Source organism: Roseateles sp. Mitsp63 (assembly GCF_059491535.1).
Map to the genome: position 1 here is coordinate 3,450,971 of NZ_CP168509.1, position 25,868 is coordinate 3,476,838.

Below are 25,868 nucleotides of genomic sequence, written 5' to 3' on the forward strand. Positions count from 1 at the left end.
TCAGAATTCCTGCAACCGCGCGCGTCCGGTGACCTGCAGCGTCAGGGCCTGACCCGGCGCGCGCGCGCCGGTGATCGCGGCCACCGGCTGTCCGCCGCCGATCCACAGCGTGACGGGGCCGGGCTCGACCACGCGCCGTCCATCGGCCTGCACGACGCTCATCGCCTTCGCGTCCAGCTCGACCGTGAGCCGGCGCGACTCGCCGGCGCCGAGCACGACCCGCTGGAAGGCCACCAGCGTGCGCTCCGGCGCCATGTCACCGGCGCGCCGCGCATAGACCTGCACCACCTCGGCCGCCTCGCGGCCGCTCTCGTTCCTCAACAGCACCGACAGCCGCGTGCCTTGCCCCGCCGTGACGCGGGTCTTGGCCAGCTTCGCCTGCGCGTAGCTGAAGCGCGCGTAGCCCAGCCCGTGGCCGAACGGGAACAGCGGCTCGCCCTTGAACCAGCGGTAGGTGCGGCCCTGCATGCCGTAGTCCTTGAACGGCGGCAACTGCCCGGCCGACTGGTAGAAGGTGACCGGGAGACGGCCCGACGGGCTGAAGTCGCCAGCGATCAGCTCCGCCACCGCCTGGCCGCCTTCGCCGCCCGGGTACCAGGCCTGCACGATGGCCGAGGCCTGCCGCGTGGCGGCGCCGAAGGCCATGGCGCTGCCGCTGAAGTTCACCAGCACCAGCGGGCGCCCCAGACCGGTCAGGCGATCGAGCAGCTGCTGCTGCGGCTCGGGCAGATCGATCGAGGTGCGATCGCCGCCAGCGAAGCCCGGCGCCACCACCGGCATTTCCTCGCCTTCCAGCTCCGAGTTCAGGCCGCTGGCGAAGACCACCAGATCCGCCTCGCGCGCGGCCGCCAGCGCGGCCTGCGCATCGGGACGGGGCTTGCCTTGCCCTTCCGGCAGCGCCACCCTGGCGGCGCCCTCGACGACATCGATGCGGGCCTGCGGGAAGCGCGCCTTCAGTCCGGCCAGCAGCGTGACCGGCCGGGACGGCGTGCCGTTGTAGTTGCCCACCAGCGCGTCCACGCTGTCCGCGTTCGGGCCGATCAGGGCGATGCGCAGCGGCGGCGTCTTCAGCGGCAGCAGGCCATCGTTCTTGAGCAGCACCAGCGAGCGACGGGCCGCTTCGAGGTTGAGCGCGCGATGCGCCGGCGTATCGAAGTCGCGCGCGGTGATGCCGGCGAAGGGCCGCTGCCCGGGCGGGTCGAGCAGACCCAGGCGCAGCCGCACGTCGAAGAGGCGATGCAGCGCCCGGTCGAGCTCGGCCTCGCTGAGCAGCCCCTGCCGCACGGCCGCCACGGTGGTGGCGGGGGCGGCGGTGCTGTTGACGCTGAAGTCGCAGATCAGGTCGGTGCCGGCGCGCACGGCCAGGGCCACTGCCGCTTCAGGCGTCTTCACATGGTGGTGGGCCCCGTCCATGTGGATGTCGGCCACCGCGCCGCAATCGGACACCACGTGGCCCTGGAACTTCCACTCGCCGCGCAGGTAGTGCTGCAGCAGGTGCTCGTTGGCGCAGGCCGGAACGCCATCGACGGCGTTGTAGGCGCACATGACGGATTCCGCGCGGCCCTGCGTGACTGCCGCATGGAAGGCCGGCAGGTAGGTGTCCACCAGGTCGCGCGGCGAGACCCGCACGTCCTCCTTGTGGCGGTCGGCCTCGGGGCCGCTGTGCACGGCGAAGTGCTTCACCGCGGCCGACACGCGCGGCCGCCGCGGGTCGGGGCCCTGCAGTCCCTGGATGAAGGCCACCCCCATGCGCGAGGTCAGGAAGGGGTCCTCGCCGTAGGTCTCCTGGCCACGGCCCCAGCGTGGATCGCGAAAGATGTTCACGTTCGGCGACCACACCGTCAGGCCGCGGTACAGGACCGAGGCGCCGTCGGCGCCCACGGTGTTCAGGAACTTGGCGCGGAACTCGATGCCGGTGACCTCGCCGACGCGCCGCACGAGCGGCGTGTCCCAGGTCGCCGCCAGGCCGATGGCCTGCGGGAAAACCGTGGCGATATCGGCGCGCGCCACGCCGTGCAGGCCTTCGCTCCACCAGTTGTAGGCCGGGATGCCCAGGCGCGGAATGGCTGGCGATTCGTGCTGGATCTGGCTGGCCTTTTCGTCCAGCGTCATCCGGGCCACCAGCGCGCGGGCCCTGTCCATCGAGGAATCCGGCGACGCGGCCATCACCGGCAGACTGCCGGTGGCCATCGACAGGGTCAGCAGCAGGGCCGCGGCGGTCGCCGCGCGTGGGGTCAGGAAGGAAGTACGGGTCATCTCGTGCATGGCGGTTCAGAACGCTTCGATCGTCAAGGCCGTCGCCGGCAGACCGTCGCCGCGGGCGCGCAGCGTGGCGGGCCCGCGCGCGCCGGTGGACTGCAGGATCACCTGCGCCTGACCGTTGAAGACGCGGCGCTCCCAGGGCGCGGCCGGCGTGGTCACGCGCAGGGTGACCCAGCGCTTGCCGCCTTGGGCGTTGTCGGTCATCGCGCGCAGGCCCCCGGCGGGGGTGGGGAAGACCAGGGTCAGCGTGTTGCGATCGCTCAGCCGCGCCGGGTCCAGGTCCACCACGCCGAGGCCCTGGTCGAGCCGCGGCGTGACCGCCTGGCCGTTCACGTAGAGCTGCTGGCCGGGGCCCAGATCGCCGATGAACAGCGTCGACCGCTCGCCGGCCGCCGCCGTCGGCCGCGGGAAGCTGGCGCGCACGACATTCCAGGCGCTGTCGGCGGGCTGCTGCTCGGGCGGCACCCATCCGAAGGGCTCGCGCCAGGCTGGCGCGCCGGCGTCCGCGATCAGCGCGCCGGCGTCCGCGATCAGCGCGGCGGCGTCCTCGGGCCGCGCGATGCCGCGATGCCCCCATTCGCTGAGCGGCACGAAGCGGTGGCGCTCGGCCGGCTTGTCGGCTTCGTGCGAGCCCGGGTCGCCGTTGCCCATGCCGATCAGCCGCGCGGCGCCTTCGACCTCGAAGCCGATGCGCTGCCCCGCCGTGAGCACGACCCGGCCCTCGCTGTCCACCACGTTGACGGTGACGACCGCCACGTCGGTGCCATCGGCGCGGATCTTCGCGCGGTCGGCCGTCAGCCGCACCGCGGCCCCGTCGCCGGTGGTGGCCACGGTGTCCGAGGCCACCCATTCGCCGCCCTTGTAGCCGCGCGCCGTCAGCGTGCCCGGCGCATAGGGCACGGTCCACTGCAGGTGGCCGTAGCGCTGCAGCGCCTGGCGGCCCAGCGAACGGCCGTTGAGCAGCAGCTCGACCTCGTCGGTGTTGGCATACACGCGCACGTCCACCGGCTGGCCTTCGCGGCCGGACCAGTTCCAGTGCGGCAGCAGATGGACCATCGGCTCGGTGGTCCACGCGGCCTTCAGGTAGTAGCCGCTGTCCTTCAGCGCGCCGGTCGTGTCCATCATCCCGAACTGCGAGGACACGGCCGGCCAGCCGAAGGGCGTGGTCTCGCCGCGGTAGTCGAAGCCGGTCCAGACGAACATGCCGCCCAGGAAGGGCCGTTCGGCGTTGAAGCGCCAGGCCTCCTCGATCGTCGACGTCGACGCGCCGCCCGAACGCCGGTCGTAGGCGGCCACCTGCACCCGTGCGGGGTCGTCGGCATAGACGCCGCGCGTGGCGTAGGTCAGCCCTTCCTCGGTCACCACCATCGGCCGATCGGGGAAGCGGCGGTGCATCGCGTCGATGTCGTGCTGGCCCTTGTAGTTGAAGCCGATCACCTGCGACCCGACCGAGGTGCCTTCCGCCTGGCCCGAGCTGGACGCCGCGAGCGTCGCCGGCCGGGTGGGATCCATGCGCGCCACGATGGCCTGCATCGCGCGCGCGAGCCGCGTGCCGATCTCGGTGTTCTCGATCGCCCATTCCTCGTTGCCCACCGACCACAGGATGACGGACGGGTGATTGCGGTCGCGCCGCACCATGCGCTCGAGCTCGTCGCGGATCTGCGGCGCGGTGCCCATCATGCGGTGCTCGTCGATGACCAGCACGCCGAGGCGGTCGCAGGCGTCGAGCAGCTCGGGCGTGGCCGGATGGTGGGCCGAGCGGATCGCGTTGACGCCCATGGCCTTGAGCATCTTCAGCCGCGCGTCGTGCATGGCGTCCGGCAGCGCGATGCCGATGCCGGCATGGTCCTGGTGGTTGTTGGTGCCGTGCAGCTTGACCGGGCGGCCGTTGAGGAAAAAGCCGTTGTCGGCATCGAAGCGCAGGGTGCGGATGCCGAAGGGCGTGTCGTAGCGATCGACGACCTGGCCGCCGCGGCGCACGCGCGTGGTCATCGTGTAGCGCTGCGGCGTTTCCAGCGACCACAGCCGCGGCTGCGTGACCCGCAGCGTCGCGGAGGCCGTGGCGCTGGCGTCGGCGGCGACCTGGCGCGCCGCGGTGCGGGCCCGCGCGACGACGCGGCCGTCGGGATCGCGCAGTTCGTGCTCCAGCGTGAAGGAGGCCGCGGTCCCGGCCTCGTTGCGGACGGTGGCGTCGATGGCGACCTCGGCCTGCTGGCCGCTGACGGTCGCGCGCACGAAGGTGCCCCACTGGTCCACGTGCAGCGGATCGGTCCGCGTCAGCCACACATGGCGGTAGATGCCGGCGCCCTCGTACCACCAGCCTTCCTGCGTCGTGGCATCCACGCGCACGGCGACGACGTTGCGGCCGCCGTAGTTCAGGTAGTCGGTCAGGTCCACCCGGAAGCTTGAGTAGCCGCTGGCCTCGCGCCGCAGGTAATGCCCATTGATCCAGACGACGCTGTCGCGGAAGACGCCATCGAACTCCAGCGCGATGCGCTGGCCGCGCGCCGCGGCTGGAATGACCAGCTCGCGCCGGTACCAGCCGATGCTGTTCTCCGGGAACGCGCGGCCGATCGCCTTGGAGCCGTGCGGCGAGCTGCCGCGCCCGCTGAACGGCAGCTCCACCGCCCAGTCGTGCGGCAGGTCGACGCGGCGCCACGCCCGGTCGTCGAAGTCCGCCGCGGCCGGACCGTCGCCGAAGCCGGCCTTGGCGAAGAAGAAGGCGCGCGTGCCGTGGTCGAAGTCTTGCGCCGGGTCCCAGGCGTGGCCCAGCGCGAAGCGCCAGCCGTCGTCGATGCGGGTGCGTTGGCGGACGTCCTGGGCCGCGGCGTGGCCGGCGGCGATGAGCATCGCCAGGGCCATCAGCCAGGCGGTGATCAGGTTCTTTCTCATGGGCGAAGGCGTTGGTCAGTTGGCCGGCTTGCCGATCACCCGCACTTCGCTGAGCGCGGCGGGATGGTCGGGGCTGACGGCGGGGAAGCGGATGCGCACGAAGCGGGCGGAAACCACCGGATCGAACAGCGCGAACTCGTAGCTCTTGCGCCCGGGCTTGGTCTCGCCGACCTGGCGCCAGTCGCTCGCGTTGTTGCTGATCTCGACCACGAAGGCCGGGGCCTGGTCATCGGGCAGGATCACCGACAGCCAGTGCAGCGTGTACAGGTTCTCCAGGTCCACGGCCCAGAACGCCTGGCCTTCCCGCGCGGAGGCGCGCCACTCGGTCTGCGGCTGGTCGTCGTTGGCCAGCGGGGCATCGTGGCCGGGCAGCGAGCCGCTGGTGGACGTGGGCCGGCTGATGGTCACGTTGATCGGATCGCCCTCGAAGGCCTTGCGGGTCACCGGCGGATAGGCGACGACCGGCTGGTCCGGCGCCAGCGGCGAGCGTCCGGGGATGAAGCGGTCCGGCCCGGTGGTCGTGATCTCCAGCCGCGCCGGCTTGAGGCCGGGCGAGCTCGCCTCGATGACGGTCCGGCCCGCGAAGTAGGAGCGCAAGCTGATCGCCGCCTGGCCGTCGCGGATGGCCACCAGCGACTTGTTGCTGAAGCGGATGCTGCGCCCGGTGGGGAACTTGCCCGGTCCGCTGACGATGGTCAGCGTCACGTCGGGCGAGTTGCTCAGCGCGCGGCCCGCCTCGTCGCGCACCGTCACCACCAGCTGCGCGTCGTCCAGCCCCTGCGTGCCGCGGATGACGGTCTGGCTGGCGGTGAGGCTCAGTTGCGCGGGGGTGCCCGTCACGGGCCAGGCGGGCGGCGGCACGCCGGCGTAGACCTGGCGGTACCAGTGGTACTGGCGCTTGGGCAGGCGGAAGTAGTCGATGAAGCCCATCGAGCCGAACTCGATGGAGGCGATGGAGCCGTGGTCGAAGCCGGCCCACAGCGCTTCGCCCGAACGCCAGGGATAGCGCCACGAGTAGGCGGGCGCCGAAGCGGCCGCGCCGCTGGCGGCCGCCGCCTGGGCCATGGCCTTCTGGTCCGGCGTGTCGGGCAACAGGCCGAAGCCGGGCTCGTATTCGCCGGGCCGGTCGGTCATCGTGGAGCCGTACTCCGACACCACGGAGGGCACGCCCGGGTCGAGGAACAGCGTCGCCCCGTCGCCGTTGTAGCCGGCCACGTCGCCGAGCCGGTCGATCTCGCCGCGCTGCGCGCCGCCGATGGCCACGGGCCGGGTGGGATCGATGCGATGGAAGAAGTCGACCTCGCGGCGGAGGAAGTCGCGCATCGCCGGCATCGCCTCGCCCTTGGTGAAGAAGGGCTCGTTGCTGGCGCTCCAGACGAAGACCGAGGGCCGGTTGCGATGGATGCGCACCATCTCCTCGACCTGCTGCAGCACGCTGGCCTCGAAGGCGGGGCGGTCGGCCGGATCCGGCGGGTAGGCGCTGGAGAGCCAGTTGCCATCGGCGCCGAAGCCGCCGATGCCCCAGAAGGGCGCCTCGGACCAGAACAGCAGGCCGAGCTCGTCCGTCGCCTTCGTGAAGGCCGGCGAGTGCGGGTAATGCGAGCCGCGGATGAAGTTGAAGCCGGCGTCCTTGATCATCTGGACGTCGCGGCGCGCGGCGCCATCGGTCACGCCATCGCCCCAGCCCGCCTGGTCCTGATGCACGTTGGCGCCGATCAGGTACAGGTGCTTGCCGTTGAGGAAGAAGCCGCGGTCGGCCGTGAACTTCACGGTGCGGATGCCGAAGGGCGTCTCGTAGCGATCGACCGGGCGGCCGTCGACGTACAGGCGGCTCACCATCCGGTAGAGATGCGGCTGATCGGGCGACCACAGCCGCGGCGATGCGATCGCGGGCAGCGTCTGGTCGTAGGTGACGGTGCTGGCGGCGGGCACGGCGCGCTCGCTGCGCTGCATGGCGACGCGCCGGCCGGCCGCGTCCAGCACCTCGGAGACGAGCGCGATCCGGGCCGCGGCGCCGGGCCGGTCGTTGCGCACCTCCGTCTGCACGCGCACCGTGGCGCGATCCTCGGTGACCTGCGGCGTGGTCACGAAGGTGCCGTACCACGCGACATGCACCGGGCCGGTGATCACCAGCCGGACGTTGCGATAGATGCCGCCGGAGAACACGTGCTCGCCGGCGCGCGGCGCCACGCGCGCGTTCCACTCGTTGTTCACGCGCACGGCGATCAGGTTGGCGCCAGGCTTGGCCAGCGGCGTGATGTCGATGCTGAAGCCGGTGTAGCCGCCGACGTGGCGGCCGGCGCGGCGGCCGTTGACGAAGACCTCGGCGTCCTGGAAGACGCCGTCGAACTCCAGCGAGACCCGCCGGCCGGCGAGGGCCGCGGGCAGCGCCAGCTGCTTGCGGTACCAGCCGTGGCCGACGTAGAAGCCGGTGCCCAGGAAGTAGGGCTCGGAGAACGAGTGCGGCAGGTCGACACGGCGCCAGTCCGCCGTGTCGCGATCGACGGCCTGGCCATCGGCCGGATCGCCGGGCGTGAAGGACCAGTCGCGGTTGATGACCTCGCTGCTGCGCTCGGACGCCGAGGCGGGCACGCAGGCAATGAACAGGGCGACGCAGAGCGCGATCGCCAGGGCGGGAAACTTGCGCATGACCGGGCCTCGAGTCAGGGCTGACGCTGCAGCAGCTCCACGCCGCGCGGCTCCAGCCGCAGCGTGCCGTGCCAGCGCTTGCCGCCGAGCACGCCGTCCATGTCGCCCTCGATGGGCAGGTCCACCGGCGCGTGGTTCGTATTGACGTAGAGCACGCGGCCGTCGACCGCGCGCGCGAAGACGCCGTCGGGCGTCTTCGGCCCGGGCTCGATGCCGGCCTCCGCGTAGAGCTGGCGCAGCAGCGGCCGCATGATCTGCGGCTGGGCCGGCGTGGCGACGTAGTAGGCCTTGCCCTTGCCGAAGCGGTTGACGGTGATCGCGGGCGGCGTGCCCTCCAGGTTGGTGAAGCGCGCCAGCACCTGCGCGCTGGACGGCTCCAGCACCTCGTAATGCTCGATCGTGCCCTTGATCTCCTCGCCGCCCAGCGTCAGCGTGCCGGCCGCGTCGTAGAACTCGTTGGTGCGCAGGCCGAAGACGTCGGTCAGCCCGCCCGGCAGCGGCGTGGCATGCCATTGGTTGTTGTCGTTCACCTTGGCGGATTGCGCGGTCATCACGGCCGTGCCGCCATTGGCGACGAACTGGCGCACCGCCGCGGTCGAGGCCTGGTCCAGCAGGTACATGCCCGGCAGGATGATGAGCCGGTAGCGGCTCAGGTCCTCGTAGGACAGCTTGATGATGACGACGTCGACGTTGTCCTTGAGCAGCGGCTCGAACGCGCCTTGCGCCTGCTTCAGGTAGGGCGTCTTGAGGTATTGGCGCGCCGTGTTCGACGGGCCGTTGGGGCTGGTGGCGTGCACGTTCTCGAACGAGTACGCGATGGCCACCTTGGGCTCGACGCGGCGTGGAAAGCCCAGCTTCTCGAGCACGGCGTACTCGCGGGCGATGGTGGCCCATTCGCCGAGCTTCCAGGACGGGCGGTCGTCGTGGTCGATCAGGCCCATCAGCGCCTGCTCCTCGCCGCCGAGGTGGCTGTTGAAGGTCCAGGCCAGCGCGGCCTGGCCGCCCATCAGCAGCACGAAGTGCGCCCACATGCGCGACCAGCCCTTGCTGCCATACGAGCCGCCGCCCCCGGCGGCGAACTCGTTGAACCAGGTCGGCGTGCTCATGCCGCCCTTGATCATCGTGGCCTCCCAGCCGCCATTGAGCGCATCGCCGGCGTAGAAGCCCATCGCGCCATAGGTGGTGTGGCGGCGGTAGCTGCCGAGGAAGTCGAAGCCCTTGCGGCCCGACCAGTCCCAGTAGTTGGACAGCACCGGCTTGTCGGGCACGTTTTTCCGGCGCACCGCCTCCAGGTCGTCGAGCGTGGCGATGGTCACGTCGGACCAGAAGCGCCGCAGGTCGAGGTAGCGCTCGGCCGGACCGGGGCCGTCGGCGTAGGGCAGGCGCACCTCGTCCCAGTTGCCGATGCGGCGCGACCAGCGCTGCGTCGCCCAGGCCTTGTTGAGCGCGTCGATGCCGCCGTAGCGCTTCTTGAGCCACTCGACGAAGCGCTGGCGGTCGGCCTCGGAATACGACATGAAGCCGTTGCCGATCTCGTTGTCGTAGCCGACGGCGAGCAGCGCGGGGTGCTTCGCGTAGCGCCGGGTGAGCGTGTCGGCCATGCGGCGGGCCAGCCGCCGGTAGTCCGGATCGCCGATGTTGTCCATGTAGCGCTCGGCCGGCGCCAGCCGCGTGCCGGCCTGGTTGACGATGTCGGCGCCGGGGTAGCGGTGATGCAGCCACATCGGCGCGGGCAAGCCGGGGATGTCCAGGACGACCTGGATGCCGGCGGCCTTCATCTCGTCCATCACCGCGTCGAAGTGGCGGAAATCGAAGCGGCCCTCGGCCGGCTCGAAGTAGTCCCACGACAGGTCGCCCATGCGCACGACCTTGAAGCCGGCCTGCTTCATCAGCGCCACGTCGCGCTTGACCTGCTCCAGGCTGCGGTCGACGGGCTGGTAGTTGACGCCGGCGAAGAGCTGGCCGGGACCGGGCCAGTCCGGGTGTCCCTCGGCGCTCTGGGCGAGCGCCGGTTGCAGTGCGGCCAGGGCCAGCGCGCAGGCGGCGAGGAGGCTTCTCAAGGGCATCCGCCCGGCGAGGGGACTCGAAGCGCCGGAAGCGGCGGAAGCGAGGGAGGAGACATGCGGGATTGCGTTCATCGGGGATGTTGTTCGGCGCCACGCGCCAGGTTCATCAACGGGGCCAGATAGCCGTGGTGCGGCGGCAGCGGCGCCACCGATCGGGCGATCGCGTCGCGCCGCTTCTGGAGGAGCTCGCGCGCCTGGTCCAGCGGCAGCTCGTCCAGGACCGGGTCGGCGCGGCGCGGCCAGTGGCGCATGCCGGCATGGATCGCGAGCCAGCTGGTTTCATCGAAGCCTTCGTCGCGCTGCTGATGCAGCACGCCGTGATCGCGCCAGAGCTCGATCTTGTAGGCCAGTGTGTCGGGCAAGGCCATCGCCGCCATGTCGCGCCACAGCGCGCTGTCGCGGCGGGCGGTCAGGCAGTAGTGCAGGATGATGAAGTCGCGGATGCGGCGGAACTCGCGCGTGCCGCGCGCGTTGAAATCGTCCGCGGCGGCCGCGTCGAGGGGCGCCTGGCCTTCGAGCAGCATCATCAGATGGGCGAGGTTGCTCTGGATGAGGAAGATGCTGGTCGACTCCAGCGGTTCCAGGAAGCCCGACGACAGCCCGAGCGCCACCACGTTGCGGACCCAGAAGCGCTCGCGGTGGCCGGTGGTGAAACGCAGCAGCCGGGGCTCGGCCAGCGGCTTGCCGTCGAGCCGCGCCATCAGCTGATCGCGCGCCGCCTCGGGATCGACATGGCGGCTGCTGAAGACATGGCCATGGCCGGTGCGGCTCTGCAGCGGAATGCGCCAGGCCCAGCCGCCCTCGAGCGCCGTGGCCCGGGTGTAAGGCGTCAGCGCGTCGCCGGTGCGCTCGCAGGGACAGGCCCAGGCGCCATCCACCGGCAGCCAGCGGCTGAAGTCGACGAAGGGCTCCTGGAGCGCGCGGCCCAGCAGCAGCGAGGCGAAGCCGGAACAGTCGATGAACAGGTCGCCCTCGATCTCGCGGCCATCGGCCAGCCGCAGGCGCTCGACATCGCCCTGCGCGCCGCGCAGCACCTCGACGATGCGGCCCTCGATGCGCCGCGCGCCCCGGCGCATCGAGAAATCCCGCAGGAAGGCCGCGTAGAGCGTCGCGTCGAAGTGGTAGGCGTACTTGAAGGGCGCGCCGTTCTCCTCGTCGGGCCGCACGAAGCGGCCCTGCATCGCCATGACCGTGGGCAGGCATTGCTCGCCGAACTCGCCCAGCGACGGATCGGCCACGCGCCGGTACTGGCCCCACAGCATGTAGGGGCCCAGCAGGCTGCCGAAGTTGCCGAAGGTGTGGAAGTAGCGCTCGCCGACGGTGTGCCAGTCGCGGAACTCGATGCCCAGCTTGTAGGTGCCCTGGGTGGCGCGCAGGAACTCCACCTCGTCGATGCCCATCCGTTCGTTGAAGGCGCGGATCGACGGGAAGGTCGCTTCGCCGACGCCGATGATGCCGATCTCCTCGGACTCGACCAGCTCCACCGTGCAGCGGCCGCGCAGGCTCGTCGCCATGGCGGCGGCGGTCATCCATCCGGCGGCTCCGCCGCCGACGATCACGATGCGCTGGATCATCTGCTGCTCCTCGACGCCGGTGGACCCGGTCGATTGTTTGGTCTTACCAATTTGCCACGCTGTTTTGTTGGTCAGACCGGTAGATACCCTGTTCCTCGGGCCCCGGGGCCACGCCTATAAACAGAGACAGAACACGAGACAGCGCGCAGGGAGCCATGGCACCACATCCGTTCAGCGGCGACGTCCGCCGGCAATACCAGGTCGTGGCCGACCGGATCCGCGTGCTCATCCGGGACGGGGGTTTCGCCGCCGGCGCGCGGCTGCCCGCGGAGCGCGAACTGGCGCAACAGCTCGGCGTGTCGCGCCCATCGCTGCGGGAAGCGCTGATCGCGCTGGAGATCGAAGGCCGCATCGAGATCCGCGGCGGGTCCGGCGTCTATGTCTGCGCGGCCACGCCGGCGGACCTCGGCGTGACGCCGACGCTCGGCGAGAGCCCCGCCGAACTGATGCACGCGCGCGTGGTCGTGGAAGGCGCGGTGGCCACGCTGGCCGCCGCGCGGGTCGACAAGGCCTCGCTGGACCGCGTGCGCGAGGCGCTCGAGGCGATGCGCGCGGACGTCGCGGCGGGGCGCAAGCCGGTCGAGGCGGACCGGCGCTTCCACCTGAGCATTGCCGAGATGAGCGGCAACACGGTGCTGGCCGGCGTCGTGGGCACGCTTTTCGACGGACGCCATGGCGCGATCTCCACGCGCATGAGCGGCCGCGTCGAATCGGTGTCGCCGCCGTGGATGGATGCGCTGGGCGAGCACGAGGCCATCCTGCGCGCGCTCGAGTCGCGCGACCCGCAGGCCGCGGCCGCGGCGATGTGCCGCCACCTGCTGGCGGCGCACGCGCGCTGGGCCGGCCTCCCGGACTGAGCCGCGCGCCACGTTCACGCCGCCGGGGCGGACGTCACCAGCCCGTTCCCGCGGATCTTCAAGGCCACGGCCGGCGCGCCCGCCAGGCCTTCGGGCAGGCGCAGCTCCAGGCCCTTGCGCGTGCGGGTGAAGGGCACGCTGCCCGGCGCGCCGACCAGCTCGACGCGCTCGATCACACCGGGGGCCAGCGCCGAATCCTGGGCCAGCGCGGCGATGCGCAGCGTGCCGGTCCGGGGCCAGCCGAGTGCGATCGCGTAGAGCGCGCCATCCTTGGTCGTGAAGCGGATGTCCTCGGCGGACAGCGGCTGCGAGGTGCCTTCGCTGAACATGCCGCCCGCCACGCGCGTGGGGCCTTCGCCGTAGACGCGCCATGGGCGGGTGCCGTGGATCGCTTCGCCATTGCGGCCCATCCACGCGGCGATGTCCTCGAGGATCTTGCGCTCGTCCGAGTCGATGGTGCCGTCGCCGCGCAGCGGCACCGAGAGCAGCAGGTTGCCGTTCTTCGAGACGATGTCGCACAGCCGGTGGATCACCGTGGCGGCGGGCTTGTAGCCGTGGTTGTCGAACAGGCCGCGGTTGTAGTGCCAGTCGCCCAGGCAGGTGTCGGTCTGCCAGGGCATCGGCTCGATGTTCTCGCGGAAGCCGCGCTCGACGTCCTCGACCACGCCGGCGCGGCGCTCCGGCGGCAGCACCTTGGCGTTGATGACGGCCTCGAGCTTGCCGCCGTGCCACGCCATGCTGGCGTTGTAGTAATGCGCGGCGATGTCCAGCCCCGCCTGGCCCAGCGGCAGGCCGGAGTTGTCGAAGTAGACGAGGTCCGGCCGGTAGCTGTCGATCAGGTCGCGGCAGCGCAGGAACCACTGGCGCGTGAACGCGGGGTTCTGCAGCGGCGCCTTCTCGTCCCAGTAGCGGGTGTTCTCGTCATGCCAGGCATTGGCGGCGCGCGCCGTGCGGAAGCCGTCGGGCATGACGATGTTGCGGCCGGTGTAGAGGTCCTGCGGATCCAGGCCTTCCCACCAGGTGCCGCGGCCATCGGCCTTGGTCAGGCGGAAGGCGTCGTAGCGCTGGCCGGCCAGCGGGCCCTCGGCGTCGTAGCCGTAGGCGGTCTGGAACCAGTGCCAGGCGTGGGCCGAATGGTTGCTGACGCCGAAGCGCAGGCCGCGCGCGCGGGCCGCCTTGGACCAGGCCCCGATCAGGTCGCGCTTGGGGCCGACGCGCACGCTGTTCCACGCGTGGTACTTCGAGTCGTAGTTGTCGAAGTTGTCGTGATGGTTGGCCAGCGCGACGAAGTACTTCGCGCCCGCCTTCACATAGAGGTCCAGCAGCGCGTCCGGATCCCACTGATCGGCCTTCCAGCGGTTCTGCATCTCCATGAAGCCCACCTTGGACGGATGGCCGTAGGTCTTCAGGTGGTGGTCGTACTGCCAGTTGCCCTGGATGTACATGTGGCGCGCGTACCAGTCGCCCATCTCGGGCACGCATTGCGCGCTCCAGTGGGCCCAGATGCCGAACTTGGCATCGCGGAACCAGTCCGGCGTCTGGTAGCCGTCGACCAGCGAGTCCCAGCTTGGCGCGAAGGGCGCCGCGCCGGCGGCCGCAGGGGCGGGCGCGAGCGCCGCGGCACCCGCGCCGGCGGCGGCGGCCTGCAGGAAGGAGCGGCGCGACCAGGGGGCGGATGTCCCCGGATGACGTTTGAACAGGTCTTGCATGAGTGCAGTGGCAGCTGTCGAGAAGAAAAACCCGGCACGACGACGGTCGCCGTCGTGCCGGCCAAAGGTCGGCGAGTCCGGAACGGCTCGCCTGACCGCCTTACCGGTTGGGCGGGGACGCGGGTCCCAGGGTGACGACGGCGATCGAGGCCGGCGGCAGGGTCAGCGTGAGGCCGTCCTTGCCGGGCCGCGCGTCGAAGGGAACGGGCACCACCGCGCGCGGCTGCGCCGCGGTGTTGTGGGCGTCGATCGCGGCCGCGGTCAGCAGCCGGCCGCTCGCGGCGCGCTGCAGGCCGGTGGCGAGCCGCGCCGGCTGCTTCGGATCCAGGTTGACCAGCGCCAGCACCAGTTGGCCATCCGGCGTGCGGGCCGCGCTGACGTCCACCGACGGCAGTTCGACATCGCCGATCCGCAAGCTTGGCGTCTGCAGCGTGGCGCGCAGCGGCGTGGCGCCGCGGAAGGGCCGGTACAGGTCGAAGGCGTGGTAGGTCGGCGTCAGCACCATGGATGGCCCGTCCGTCAGCACCAGGGCCTGCAGCACGTTGACCATCTGCGCGATGTTGGCCATCCGGACGCGGTCGGTGTGGCGGTGGAAGACATTGAAGGTCAGCGCCGCGAGCAGCGCGTCGCGCAGCGAGTTCTGCTGATGCAGCGCCGGCGCGCCGGCCGGCGTGTCGTACCAGCTGCCCCATTCGTCGACATACAGGCCGACGCGGCGCTTCGGATCGTGCTTGTCCATGACGCGGGACACCGCGGCGATGCGGCCCTCGATGCCCATGGCGGACTTCAGCGTGCGCGCCCAGGCGGTGGCGTCGAAGCCGGTCGCGGCACCCTTGGCCGACCAGTCGCCCGGCATCGTGTAGTAGTGCAGCGTGAGCGCGTCCATGTGCTTGCCCGAGCGCGCCATCAGCACGTCGATCAACTGGTCGTTGCCCTCGCCATCGCCGGAGGCGACGCGCACCACCTGGTTCAGGAAGGTGGCGTAGCGGTTGTGCAGGTCGGACTGGTACTCGCCGCGCATGTTGCCGCCGCAGCCCCAGCTCTCGTTGCCGATGCCCACGTACTTGACCTTCCAGGGCTGGTCGCGGCCATTGCGGCGGCGCTCCTGGGCCAGCGTGGAGCCGCCGTCGGCCGTCATGTACTCCAGCCATTGGCTCAGCGCGCGCGGCGGCATCGATCCCATGTTGCCGGCCAGGTAGACCTCGCTGCCGAGCTGCTCGGCCAGGTCCATGAACTCGTGCGTGCCGACGCGGTTGCTTTCCGTGCCGCCCCACCAGCGGTTGACCCGGACCGGGCGCGAGGCCGGATCGCCGATGCCGTCGCGCCAGTCGTAGTCATCGGCGAAGCACCCGCCGGGCCAGCGCATCACCGGGATGCCGACCTGGCGCAGCGCCTGCACGACGTCGTCGCGCCAGCCTCGCGTGTTGGGGATGGGCGACTCCGGACCGACCCAGAGTCCGCCGTAGACGCCGGCGCCCAGGTGCTCGACGAAATGGCCGTAGATCGCGGGCTCGATGGCCGGGCCCGCGGCGTCCTGGCCGAGTTCAAGGCGCGCTTGCACCGTCTGCGGCGTCTGTGCCGAGGCCGCGCCGGCCAGCAGCGCGCAGGTGAGGGTGGCGAAGGAAAGCAGCTGCTTCATGCGAAGGGAAAGAAAGGGAACAAGTGAGGAGCCGGGGATCAGAACGCGTAACGCATCTGCAGCGTGTAGCGGCGTCCGGTCGAGAAGAGCGCGCGCTCCTTCAATCCGATGCCTTGCTGCATGTACTGCTTGTAGATGGCGTTGTTGAGGTTCTGGGCCTCGAAGCCGATGCTCATCGCCTCGCTGACGCGGTAATGGATGCCCAGGTCCACCTGACCGTAATCGCCGCCCCAGGTCGGCAGCGCGTAGTTCACCGAATAGGACTGGCCGAAGTTCGGGCTCGCCGGGTTCTGGTCGATGCCGCTGCCGTCGGCGGTGCCGTAGGCGTTGACCGCCTGCAGGTACTTCGAGCGCCAGCTGTAGGCCAGCCGCGCCGAGACCGGGCCATGGTCGTACAGCAGCGCGATGTTGTAGGAGTTGCGCGACATGCCGGTCATCGGCAGTCCGCCCAGCACACGGCCGTCGGTGTCGCAGCCCATCAGGTCGCGCGCGAGGTTGGCGTCCACCGTGTCCTTGGGCGTGCACCACTGGGCGTTCACCGACTGGTTCATCTTCAGCCGGCTGTCGATGTAGGTGTAGTTCCCCGACACGCCCAGGCCCGCGAGCCAGCCCGGCAGGCCGTCGAAGTACTGCTGGTAGCCGAGCTCGATGCCGCGCGCGCGGCCCCGGGCGCCGTTCACCGGCGAGGTGATCATGAAGTCGTGCGGCTGGCCGTCCGTGTCGTTCAGGCGGTAGAGCGAGGTGCGCCCGATGACGATGTCCTTGAGCTGCTTGTTGAACGCCGAGACCGTGAACGAGCTCGAGCGGCCGAAGTAGTACTCGCCCGTCAGGTCCAGGTTGCTGGACTGGGTGGGCTTGAGCATCGGGTTGCCCCGCGCGGAGCCGGTGTAGCTCACCGAGTCGAGCACGGTCTGGCCGTTCTCCTGATGCGTCTTGGGCGTCTGGCTCAGCGTGGTGTAGGCCTGCATCTGCCAGAACTCGGGCCGCGTCATGCCCTTGGAATACGCGAAGCGGAACTGCAGCTCGTTGCTGGTCTTCATCCGCAGGTTCAGGCTGGGCAGGACGTTGGTGTAGCTGTTGTTGAAGGACTGCCGGTCCGACTGCTGCGGGATCGCCGGCAGCCCGGGCATCGGCTGCGGCGGCGTGAACAGCGTGTAGCCGGTGGCGTCGGACTTGGTATGCACCACGCGCACGCCGACGTTGCCGTCGACCGGGTAGGGCAGGTCCTCGAAGCCGAAGCGCAGCTGCGTGTAGGCGGCCTGGGTGCGCTCGCCCTGCTCGTTGATGCCCTTGTCGTCGCCGTAGGGCGCCGGATTCCAGGGCACCCAGGACGGGCAGGGGTCGATGCACACCGCCGTGGCGTAGTCGTGCAGCTTGCGGAAGCTGGCCGGGAAGCCGTTCACCAGCGACATGTCCGGCACCACGACCGTCGGGGGCACGGACACGCGTCCGTCGAAGAACCTGTTGAAGTGGAACAGCGTGTTGTCCCCGGAGAAGCGCGGATCGCTCATCCAGGACAGCTGCTTCAACGGCTGCCAGGCGTTGGTGGAGCCCGCCGGGATCACGGCCCAGGGCGCGGTGATCTGCGCCCATTCGCTGTCGTGCGTCGAGCGCGTGGAGCCGTTGCGATCGGTCAGCCGCACGCCGAAGCGCAGGTCGTTCAGCACCGGGTGGTCGAAGGTGTACTTCGCGTCGCCGCGCCAGGCCGTCTCGCTGGCGACCGCCCGGTCGCGGTGCTCCTGCGCGAAGCCCCAGTAGTAGTTGGCCGGGTCGGTCAGGAAGGCCCGGTCCGTGTCGTCGAAGCTGAAGACCGGCAGCGAGCCGCGCAGGTCCACGGTCTGCTTGGGCGTCCAGCCGCCGGTGCCCACCGTGTAGTCGTAGCCGTCGGTCTTGGCCTTCACATGTTGCAGGTCCGAGCGCAGCTCCCAGCGGTCCGAGGCCTTCCAGGCCAGGTTCCAGGAGATGTCGCGCGTGTCGGCCTTGCGGCCGGCCACGCGGGTGTCCGTGCCGAAGCCGATGCCGCGCACGCCGGGCTGGTCCGGCGCGCCATCCGTGGGCGCGCGCAGCGTGCCGGCCAGCAGCGCGCCGCTGGCGTCGAAGACCGCGTCGGCGTCCACCTGCAGCTTGGTCGGGTCGGTGGCCAGGAAGAACGCGTGCTCGGTCGTGCTCATCTTGTACTTCGACCGGAAGAAGGTCAGCGACGAGCTCAGGCTGTCCTTGCGCCACTGCAGCGCGCCATAGAGGCCGTCGCGCGTGCGGTCGAAGTCGTTGGAGGTCCACGAACCGCCGGGCGTGATCCAGCGCTGCGTGCCGCTGGTGTCGCCGCTCACCGCGTTGCTGCGCGGGTAGTACGGGGAGATCGACAGGCCGTCGCTGTGCGTGGCGATCCGCGAGTGGGCCAGGTCGAGCAGGGCGCCGAACTGCCCGAGGTCGGTGTTCCAGCGGTTGGACACCATGCCGGAGAACGAGGGCTCGGTCTTGCCGCGCAGCGGCGCGCGCGAGACCTCCGCCGAGAAGGCGGCCTTGAAGCCCGGGAAGTCGAACGGCATGGCCGTGCGCAGGTTCACCAGGCCGCCGACCGCGCCCTCGATCTGCTCGGCCGACGGGTTCTTGTAGACGTCGACGCCGGCCATCAGTTCCGGCGGCACGTCCTCGAAGCTCAGCGAGCGGCCGCCATTGGCGGAGAAGGAATCCCGGCCGTTGAGCTCGGACCGCACGTAGCTCAGGCCACGGATCATCACGCCGGTGCCTTCGGCGGCGAAGTGGGCGATGCCGTCGCCCACGCCCTGCTGCGGATCGGAGCGGTTGAGGGTGCGGTCGATGCTGACGCCCGCGATGCGCTGCAGCACTTCGGTGATCGATTTGTCGGGCAGCTTGCCGATGTCGTCCGCGACGACGGAGTCGACGATCTCATCGGCGTTCTGCTTGATCCGCTGCGCCGATTGCAGCGCCGCGCGCTGGCCGGAGACGACGACGGTCTCGATCTTGCGCGCGGGCTTGTCCTTGTCCGCCTTGTCCGCTTTCTCGTCCTTGGCCGCCTCGCTGGCGGCCGAGGCGGGCGGAGCCGGTGGCGTCTGCGCGGCGGCCAGGCTGCTGCAGACCAGCGCCGCGTGCGCGGCGGCCAGCGAAACGGCGGTGCGCCGAAGGTGGTTCATATGTCTCCTCTCATGGCGCCTGGACGCCTGGGAAGTTTTTGGGTCTTGCTGCCGGCTCGGCGGCGCCTGCGCGGGATGCGGGGCCAGGGTCGGAACTCCGGGGGGTGCGGAGTCGCTGGCAACGTTGTCATCCAGGGGCGGCAGGCGAGACGTGGTCGGTCAAACCGCTTTGGTCATGCCACTTTGCCATCGATAAATGTTGGTCTGACCAGTGGATACCCCTAATCGCACATTTTGTGACTACAACGGTCGGATCACGAACTTGCGACCGATGTTCAACCAGACTGCCACCGCGCCGCCGCCGGCTGCAAGCCGGGAGCGGTACCATTGGTCAGTCCACTTTCAGGAGCTCGGGGGAGCGCATGGCCATCCAACAACGCGGCGAAGCACGCCGGCAATACCAACTGGTCGCCGACCGCATCCGGTCCTTGATCGACGCCGGGGGCTTCTCCGCCGGCGCCCGGTTGCCCGCCGAGCGGGAACTGGCGCTGCAACTGGGCGTCTCGCGGCCCTCGCTGCGCGAGGCGCTGATCGCGCTGGAGATCGAAGGCCGGATCGAGATCCGCGGCGGGTCCGGCGTCTATGTGACCAGCCTGGCGCCGCAGGAGGACGCCGGCACGCCGTCGCTGGGCGAAAGCCCGGCTGAATTGATGCATGCGCGGCTGGTGCTGGAGAGCGCCGTGATCACGCTGGCCGCGGCGCGCGTGACCAAGGCCGGGCTGCAGCGCGTGCAGGAGGCGCTGGAGGCGATGCGCGCCGAGCTGGCCGACGGGCTCAAGCCGGTCGAGGCGGACCGCCGCTTCCACCTGAGCATCGCCGAGATGAGCGGCAATTCGGTGCTGGTGGGCATGGTGGGCTCGCTCTTCGATGGGCGCCACAGCCCGCTGTCGCTGCGCATGTGCGGCCAGGTCGAGTCGGCCCTGACGTGGAAGGACGCGCTGGCCGAGCATGAGGCCATCCTGCAGGCGCTGGAGGCCAGGGATCCGCAGGCCGCCTCGGCGGCGGTGTGCCGCCACCTGATCGCCTCGCATGCGCGATGGATCGGCGATGGCGCGGAGATCCCGGCCCGCGGCGCGCTGACGCTCTGAGCCGCGCCCCGCGCCGGCGCCGGACCGCTCACATCACCGCGCCCAGCTGCCAGGGCACGAACTCGTTGTCGCCCAGGCCGTGCTCCTCGCTGAGCGTGCGGCGGCCCGAGGCGGCCTCGCGGATCAGCGCGAAGAGCGCCTCGCCGGCCTGCGCCACGGTCTGCGTGCCGTCGACGATGCCGCCGGCGTTGAAGTCCATGTCCAGGCGCATGCGCTCGAAGAGCGCGGTGGTGGTGGCCAGCTTCAGCGTCGGCACCGGCTTGCAGCCATAGGTCGAGCCGCGGCCGGTCGTGAAGCAGATCAGCGTGGCGCCGCCCGCGACCTGGCCGGTGGCCGACACCGGGTCGTAGCCGGGCGTGTCCATGAAGACCAGGCCGCGCGCGCGGACCGGCTCGGCGTACTCGATCACCTCGTTCAAAGGGCTGCTGCCGCCCTTGGCGACCGCGCCCAGCGACTTCTCCAGGATGGTCGTGATGCCGCCGGCCTTGTTGCCGGGCGACGGGTTGTTGTTCAGCTGCGCGCCATGGCTCGCGGCATAGCGCTCCCACCAGTGCAGGCGCGCCATCAGCCGCCGCGCGACCTCGGGTGACGCGGCCCGCGCGGTCAGCAGGTGCTCGGCGCCGTGGATCTCCGGCGTCTCCGACAGGATGGCCGAGCCGCCATGGCGCACCAGCAGGTCGACCGCGGCGCCGAGCGCGGGATTGGCGCTGATGCCCGAGTAGCCATCCGAGCCGCCGCACTGCAACCCGACCACCAGGGCCGACATCGGCGCCGTGCTGCGCCGGGCCAGCGCCGCCTGCTCCGCCAGCTCGCGCACCAGCGCCTGTCCCTGCTCGACGGCCTCGCGGGTGCCGCCGGCGTCCTGGATGGTCAGCGTGCGCAGGCGCTCGCGCGTCGCGCCCGGCAGGGCCTCGATGAGAGGCTCGATCTGGTTGACCTCGCAGCCCAGCCCGACCAGCAGCACGGCGGCGAAGTTGGGATGCGACGCATAGCCGCGCAGCGTCCGCTGCAGCAGCACGAAGCCTTCGCCGTCCGCGCTCATGCCGCAGCCGCTGCCATGGGTGATCGCGACCACGCCGTCCACGCCCGCGGGCAGACCCGGCCCCTGGAAGACCTGGGCGATCGCCTTGCAGACGGTCGCGGAGCAGTTCACGGACGCGATGACCCCGATGTAGTTGCGCGTGCCGACGCGGCCGTCGGCGCGGCGGTAGCCCTCGAAGGTCGCCGCCGCCCCGGCCGGCAGCAACGGGAGGGCGGTCCGCCCGGCGGCGGCGCGAGCGGGCATCGCGTCGCCCATCTCCAGGTTGTGCACGTGCACGTGGGCACCGGCCTCGATCGGCGCGCTGGCCAGGCCGATCGGCTGGCCGTACTTGAACACGGGCTCGCCGCGCCCGATCGGGCGCAGCGCGACCTTGTGTCCCGCGTCGATCGGCGCCGCGATCCGCAGCGCCGTCCCGTCCGGCCGCGCGATGCCATCGCCGGCACCGAGCGCGATCCGCGCGACCGCGACGTTGTCGCCGGGGTGCAGCACGATCAGCGCGGATGGGGTGGCGGCTTCGCCCGCGCCGTCAGTCGACATGGAACACCTGCTCCATCGCGGCCCAGTGCTCGCCGCCGGCGCGGCTCTCCAGTGGCCGCTGGCACGGGCCGCAGAAGGTCCACCAGCGCTGCGTCTCGGGATCGGCGGCGATGGCGGCCATGTCGGCCGCGTAGTCGCTGCCGTGGTACTCCCAGTAGCCGAACAGCAGGTTCTCCGGCTCGCGCAGGAAGATGCTGTAGTTGCGCACGTTGGACGCCGCCAGCCGTGCCAGCACGGCGGGCCAGACGGCCGCGTGCAGGCGCTTGTATTCGGCGATGTGCTCCGGCGCGATGCCGATCACCATGCCCATCCGTTCCATGTCCTGCTCCTTGATCACGGGGTCCTGAGCGCGGCGCGCAGCCGCGGCTGGGCCAGGCCCGGCACGTGGCGCCGCGCCAGTTCCACCACGGGCTGCAGCCGCCGCGCCTTCTTGCGCGCGTGGTGCTGCGCGATGTCGGCGAGCCGGTGCTCGAGAAAGGGGTTCAGCAGCCGGTCGCGCAGCGCGGCCAGGTAGACCAGCGCCTCGTCGCCTTGCCCCAGCGCGTCGAGCACGGGCAGCACCTCGTCCAGCCAGGTGCGCTCGAGCGGCTCCCGCAGCGCGCCGTCCTCCATGGCCTGCCGGACCGTCATGCCGGCCGGGCGTTCGAAGAGGCGCCAGAGTTCCGCCAGCATCGTGTGGCCCAGGTTCAGCAGGAAGAGCTTGAGCCGCTCATGGCGCGCGAGGTCGTCGGTGACGACGATGGCCGGATGGCGGCAGGGCAGCTGCAGCCGGGGCTGCGCCTGGATGGCCCACAGCGCGTAGGGCTCGGCCACCGCGCCGACCGGCTCCAGCGCCTGGGCCACGATGCGGTCGACCAGCGAGTTGGCCCACACCACCTGCGACAGCAGCCAGTCGATGAAGGGCGCGGGGCACTGCCACGCGCGCGCCTGCCCCACGACCAGGTCGCCCAGCACCGAGCCATTGCGCGACACCAGCTCGCAGGGCAGCACCGTGAGGCCGGCCTCCGGCGCCGCCTGCCAGCGGTCGTGCAGCAGCACCAGCAGCCGGGCGGGGAAGGACCGCGGCGCCGGCGCCGCGCTGGCCAGCAGCGCCGGGCCGTCGCTCAGGGACAGCGCCCAGCCGTCGTCGCCGGTGTTGGAGACGATCACGCGCACCGGGCCGCGCACGCGCTCGCGCACGGCGTGCCAGTCGCTCGCGGCATGCAGGATCTCGCGCACGGAGCGGCTGATGCGGCGCGTCTCCACCGGCACGCCGGCCACCAGGCCGCGCAGCACGATGGGCACGCCTTCGTCGCGGGCCAGCGCCTGCGCGCGGCGCGTGCTGGCCGGATCGTCGGTGCTCTGGACCACGGTGATCCCGCCCAGGGCCTCGCCGGTTTCCGCCGCCTCGCTGACGAACAGGCCCACGTGCGCCTGCAGGAACCGGCCGGTGCCGAACTGCAGGATGGGGGAGTCGCCGTTCGGCCGGACGCTTGGCCGGACGCTCGACGGGGCGGCCGCGGGCGTGCTCATGAGGGCGCTCAGCATTCGACCAGCGCCTTGATGACGCCCTGGCGCGGATCGAGCAGCGACGGGAAGCTCCGGGGCAGGTCGTCCAGGGCCAGGCGATGCGTGGCCAGCGCCTCGTGGGGCACCTGGCCCTGGCGCATCGCGGCGATCACGGTGCCGAAATCCTCCGCCGTGGCGTTGCGGCTGCTCAGCAGCGTGGCCTCGCGCTTGTGGAACTCCGGATCGGAGAAGCGGATGTCGCCCTGCACGATGGACACCAGCACGTAGCGGCCGCCATGCGCGATGAAGCGGAAGCCGCGCTCCATCGCCGCGGGATTGCCGGTGGCGTCGAACACCACGTCGAAGAACTCGCCATCGGTGATGCGGGCGAGCTCGTCCTCATCGCCGTCGCCCAGCGGCACCGCGGCCGCGATGCCGGTGTGCCGCAGCGCGAAGTCGAGCCGGTCCTCGCGGCTGTCCAGCGCCGCGACGGCGGCGCCGCGCAGCGCCGAGAAGATCATCACGCCCAGGCCGATCGGTCCCGCGCCGACCACCAGCACGCGCTGGCCGTTGCCGACCTCGCCGCGGCGCACCGCATGCGCGCCCACGGCCAGGAATTCCAGCATCGCCGCCTGGTCCAGCGTGAGGCCGTCGGCCTTGCCGACGAAACGCCGGGGCAGGCTGAGGTACTCGGTGAAGGCGCCGTCGCGATGCACGCCCAGCACCTGCATGTGCACGCAGCAGTTGGTCTTGCCCTGGCGGCAGGCGACGCAGTCGCCGCAGGACAGGTAGGGCATCGCATAGATCGCGTCGCCGGGCTGCAGGCCGCTGTCGGGGTCCGCCTCCTCGACCACGCCGGAGAGCTCGTGACCCATGACCCGCGGGTAGGCGAGGTAGGGCTGATGCCCGGTGAAGATGTGCATGTCGGTCCCGCACACGCCGACGCGGCGCACGCGCAGCAGCACCTCGCCGGGACGGCGTTCCGGCTTGGGACGTTGATGGACGGCGAGCAGGCCCGGGGATTCGCAGAGGACGGTCAGCATGGCGGGAGTCGGTAGAGGGCGGCGGCATTGCCGCCAAACAGGGCATCGAGGTCGGCGGGCGCCGGCGCGGGAACGAGCTGCTGCGCCAGGCGCCGCGCCTGGGTCCACCAGTGCGCGTAATCGGCGGCCAGGCGCAGCACCGGCCAGTCGCTGCCCCACAGCAGCCGCCGCGGGCCGAAGAGCGTCCACAGCGCCTGGACGTAGGGATGCAGCGCCGCGTCGCCGCGCCGGTCTCCCGCCTCGGTCAGCAGGCCGGAGAGCTTGCAATGGACGCGGGGCAGGGCGGCCAGCGCCGCGAGATCGCCGCGCCAGGGCGTCATCTCGCCGCGCGCGATCAGCGGCTTGGCGGCGTGGTCGATGACGATGGCCAGATCGGGATGGCGCGCGGCGAAGCGGTGCAGCGCCGGCAACTGCCGCGGCAGCACCAGCGCGTCGAAGACCAGGCCCAGGCGCGTCATCGCCGCGGCCGCGGGATCGCAGGCGGGGTCGGCGATCCAGTCGTCCTCGGGCAGGTCCTGCAGCATCGGCCGCAGGCCCTTGAGCAGCGGATCGCGGGCCAGCGCCTCGATGCGCGCCGGCGCGTCGGGGGCCTTGAAGTCGACCCAGCCCACCACGCCCCGGACCCACGGCGTCGCCGCGGCGACCGACAGCATCCAGCGCGTGTCCTCGGCGCTGGGCAGCGATTGCACCAGCACCGTCGCGTCGATGCCGCAGGCGCGCAGCTCGGGCTCGAGATCGGCCGGGCCGAAGTCCCGATGGATGGCCGCCAGCGAGGGCGGCGGCCATTGGCCCTCCCGCTGCGCGAGGCGCCAGAAATGCTGGTGCGCGTCGACCTTCATGCGGACTCCGCCGGATCGCGCGGCAGCGGCGCGCCCGCGTGGATCAGGCCGCGATCGCGCAGCGCGCGCCACAGCGCGCCCGGGATCGCCTGCCGCATCCATGCCACGTTGTCCTGGACCTGCTGCGGCGCGCGCATGCCCGACAGCACGCTGACCACCGCCGGATGGGCGAGCGGAAACTGCAGCGCCGCCGCCGGCAGCGGCACCTGCCATTCGGCGCAGAGGGCGGCGAGCGCGTCGGCGCGCTCGCGCACGGCGGCTGGCACGCCGCCGTAGTCGTACCTGGCCTGGCCGGCCAGCAGGCCGGAGTTGAACGGCCCGCCGACGACGACGCCCACGCCGTCCACCGCGCAACGGTCCAGGAAGCCCAGCGCGCCCTGTTCCAGCAGCGTGTAGCGGCCGGCCAGCAGCACGCAGTCGATCGGGGCGGCCGACAACGCGTCCCAGGCCACCTCCCATTCATTGACGCCCAGTCCGATGGCCTGCACCGCTCCCTGGCTCCGCAGCGACTCCAGCGCGCGGAAGCCGCCGCCCTGCGTCAGCGCGCGCCAATGGCGGGTGTGCTGGGCGCCGTGCGTGGCGCGGCCGATGTCGTGCACCAGCAGCAGGTCGATGCGCGCGCCGCCCAGGCGCCGCTGGCTGTCCTCGAACGAGCGCATCACGCCGTCATGGCTGTAGTCGAAGACCGGGCGGAAGGGCAGCGGATCGGCCCAGCCATCGCTGCCGGGCCGCGCCGGCAGGTCCGGCTCCATGAGCCGGCCCACCTTGGTCGACAGCACCAGCCCGTCGCGCGGCCGCCCGGCCAGGAAGGCGCCGACGCGGCGCTCGCTGCGCGTGTAGCCGTAGAACGGGGCCGTGTCGAAGTAGCGCAGGCCCGCGTCCCAGGCCGCCCGCAGCGTCGCGGCGGCGGTGTCCTCGTCCACCGCGTCGTAGAGCCCGGCGAGCGCGGCGGCGCCCAGTCCGAGCGCGCTCAGGCGCAGGCCGCCGCGGGGCAGCACGCGATCGGCGGGGGCCATGGCAGAGAGCGG

16 protein-coding genes are annotated in these 25,868 nt (G+C 71.4%); 2 read left to right on the forward strand and 14 right to left on the reverse strand.

What is annotated here, in order from left to right; genetic code table 11:
• The 5 genes from ACEN96_RS15245 to ACEN96_RS15265 form a co-directional block, all read right to left on the reverse strand.
• Positions 1-2,256: a glycoside hydrolase family 3 C-terminal domain-containing protein gene (locus tag ACEN96_RS15245; protein ID WP_495583938.1), complete on the reverse strand. Its 2,256-nt coding sequence runs from the start codon at positions 2,254-2,256 to the stop codon at positions 1-3.
• A 15-nt stretch (positions 2,257-2,271) separates the two neighbouring features.
• Positions 2,272-5,154, reverse strand: a complete 2,883-nt coding sequence (galA, locus tag ACEN96_RS15250) for a beta-galactosidase GalA (protein WP_495583939.1) — start codon at positions 5,152-5,154, stop codon at positions 2,272-2,274.
• A 15-nt stretch (positions 5,155-5,169) separates the two neighbouring features.
• Positions 5,170-7,803, reverse strand: coding sequence for a glycoside hydrolase family 2 protein (locus ACEN96_RS15255; RefSeq protein WP_495583940.1), 2,634 nt, complete (start codon positions 7,801-7,803; stop codon positions 5,170-5,172).
• Between the two features lie 14 nt (positions 7,804-7,817).
• Complete coding sequence (locus ACEN96_RS15260) at positions 7,818-9,863, reverse strand: beta-galactosidase (RefSeq protein WP_495583941.1); 2,046 nt, start codon at positions 9,861-9,863, stop codon at positions 7,818-7,820.
• Positions 9,864-9,937: 74 nt separating this feature from the next.
• Positions 9,938-11,443 (reverse strand): tryptophan halogenase family protein, encoded by a 1,506-nt coding sequence (locus ACEN96_RS15265; RefSeq protein WP_495583942.1) that lies wholly within the window; start codon positions 11,441-11,443, stop codon positions 9,938-9,940.
• A 155-nt stretch (positions 11,444-11,598) separates the two neighbouring features.
• Here ACEN96_RS15265 and ACEN96_RS15270 point away from each other — a divergent pair, with 155 nt between their 5' ends.
• Positions 11,599-12,300, forward strand: coding sequence for a FadR/GntR family transcriptional regulator (locus ACEN96_RS15270; RefSeq protein ID WP_495583943.1), 702 nt, complete (start codon positions 11,599-11,601; stop codon positions 12,298-12,300).
• A 14-nt stretch (positions 12,301-12,314) separates the two neighbouring features.
• On the opposite strand, the gene ACEN96_RS15275 is transcribed toward ACEN96_RS15270, so the two are convergent.
• The 3 genes from ACEN96_RS15275 to ACEN96_RS15285 form a co-directional block, all read right to left on the reverse strand.
• A complete protein-coding gene (locus ACEN96_RS15275) occupies positions 12,315-14,009 on the reverse strand; it encodes an alpha-L-fucosidase (RefSeq protein WP_495583944.1) in 1,695 nt (564 codons plus the stop codon).
• Between the two features lie 100 nt (positions 14,010-14,109).
• Positions 14,110-15,648: an alpha-N-arabinofuranosidase gene (locus ACEN96_RS15280; protein ID WP_495583945.1), complete on the reverse strand. Its 1,539-nt coding sequence runs from the start codon at positions 15,646-15,648 to the stop codon at positions 14,110-14,112.
• A 38-nt stretch (positions 15,649-15,686) separates the two neighbouring features.
• On the reverse strand, positions 15,687-18,803 hold the full coding sequence (locus ACEN96_RS15285) for a TonB-dependent receptor (RefSeq protein WP_495583946.1): 3,117 nt from the start codon (positions 18,801-18,803) through the stop codon (positions 15,687-15,689).
• Between the two features lie 362 nt (positions 18,804-19,165).
• On the opposite strand from ACEN96_RS15285, the gene ACEN96_RS15290 reads away from it, so the two are divergent.
• The gene (locus tag ACEN96_RS15290) at positions 19,166-19,891 is read left to right on the forward strand and encodes a FadR/GntR family transcriptional regulator (protein ID WP_495583947.1); all 726 of its coding nucleotides are present in this window, start codon (positions 19,166-19,168) and stop codon (positions 19,889-19,891) included.
• Positions 19,892-19,919: 28 nt separating this feature from the next.
• On the opposite strand, the gene ACEN96_RS15295 is transcribed toward ACEN96_RS15290, so the two are convergent.
• Genes ACEN96_RS15295 through ACEN96_RS15320 form a run of 6 tightly spaced genes read right to left on the reverse strand, consistent with a single transcriptional unit; the run spans position 19,920 to position 25,856 of the window.
• Positions 19,920-21,470, reverse strand: coding sequence for a UxaA family hydrolase (locus tag ACEN96_RS15295; protein ID WP_495583948.1), 1,551 nt, complete (start codon positions 21,468-21,470; stop codon positions 19,920-19,922).
• On the reverse strand, positions 21,460-21,789 hold the full coding sequence (locus ACEN96_RS15300) for an L-rhamnose mutarotase (protein WP_495583949.1): 330 nt from the start codon (positions 21,787-21,789) through the stop codon (positions 21,460-21,462). Before ACEN96_RS15300 ends, ACEN96_RS15295 begins: the two co-directional genes overlap by 11 nt.
• Before the next feature lie 14 nt (positions 21,790-21,803).
• Positions 21,804-22,997, reverse strand: a complete 1,194-nt coding sequence (locus tag ACEN96_RS15305) for a mannitol dehydrogenase family protein (protein ID WP_495583950.1) — start codon at positions 22,995-22,997, stop codon at positions 21,804-21,806.
• Positions 22,991-24,001 carry a zinc-binding alcohol dehydrogenase family protein gene (locus ACEN96_RS15310; RefSeq protein ID WP_495583951.1) on the reverse strand — a complete coding sequence of 337 codons (1,011 nt, stop codon included), beginning with the start codon at positions 23,999-24,001 and terminating at the stop codon, positions 22,991-22,993. Before ACEN96_RS15310 ends, ACEN96_RS15305 begins: the two co-directional genes overlap by 7 nt.
• Complete coding sequence (locus ACEN96_RS15315; protein WP_495583952.1) at positions 23,995-24,840, reverse strand: amidohydrolase family protein; 846 nt, start codon at positions 24,838-24,840, stop codon at positions 23,995-23,997. The genes ACEN96_RS15310 and ACEN96_RS15315 overlap by 7 nt, the downstream gene beginning before the upstream one ends.
• Positions 24,837-25,856 (reverse strand): aldo/keto reductase, encoded by a 1,020-nt coding sequence (locus ACEN96_RS15320; protein ID WP_495583953.1) that lies wholly within the window; start codon positions 25,854-25,856, stop codon positions 24,837-24,839. Before ACEN96_RS15320 ends, ACEN96_RS15315 begins: the two co-directional genes overlap by 4 nt.
• Positions 25,857-25,868 lie beyond the last annotated feature (12 nt).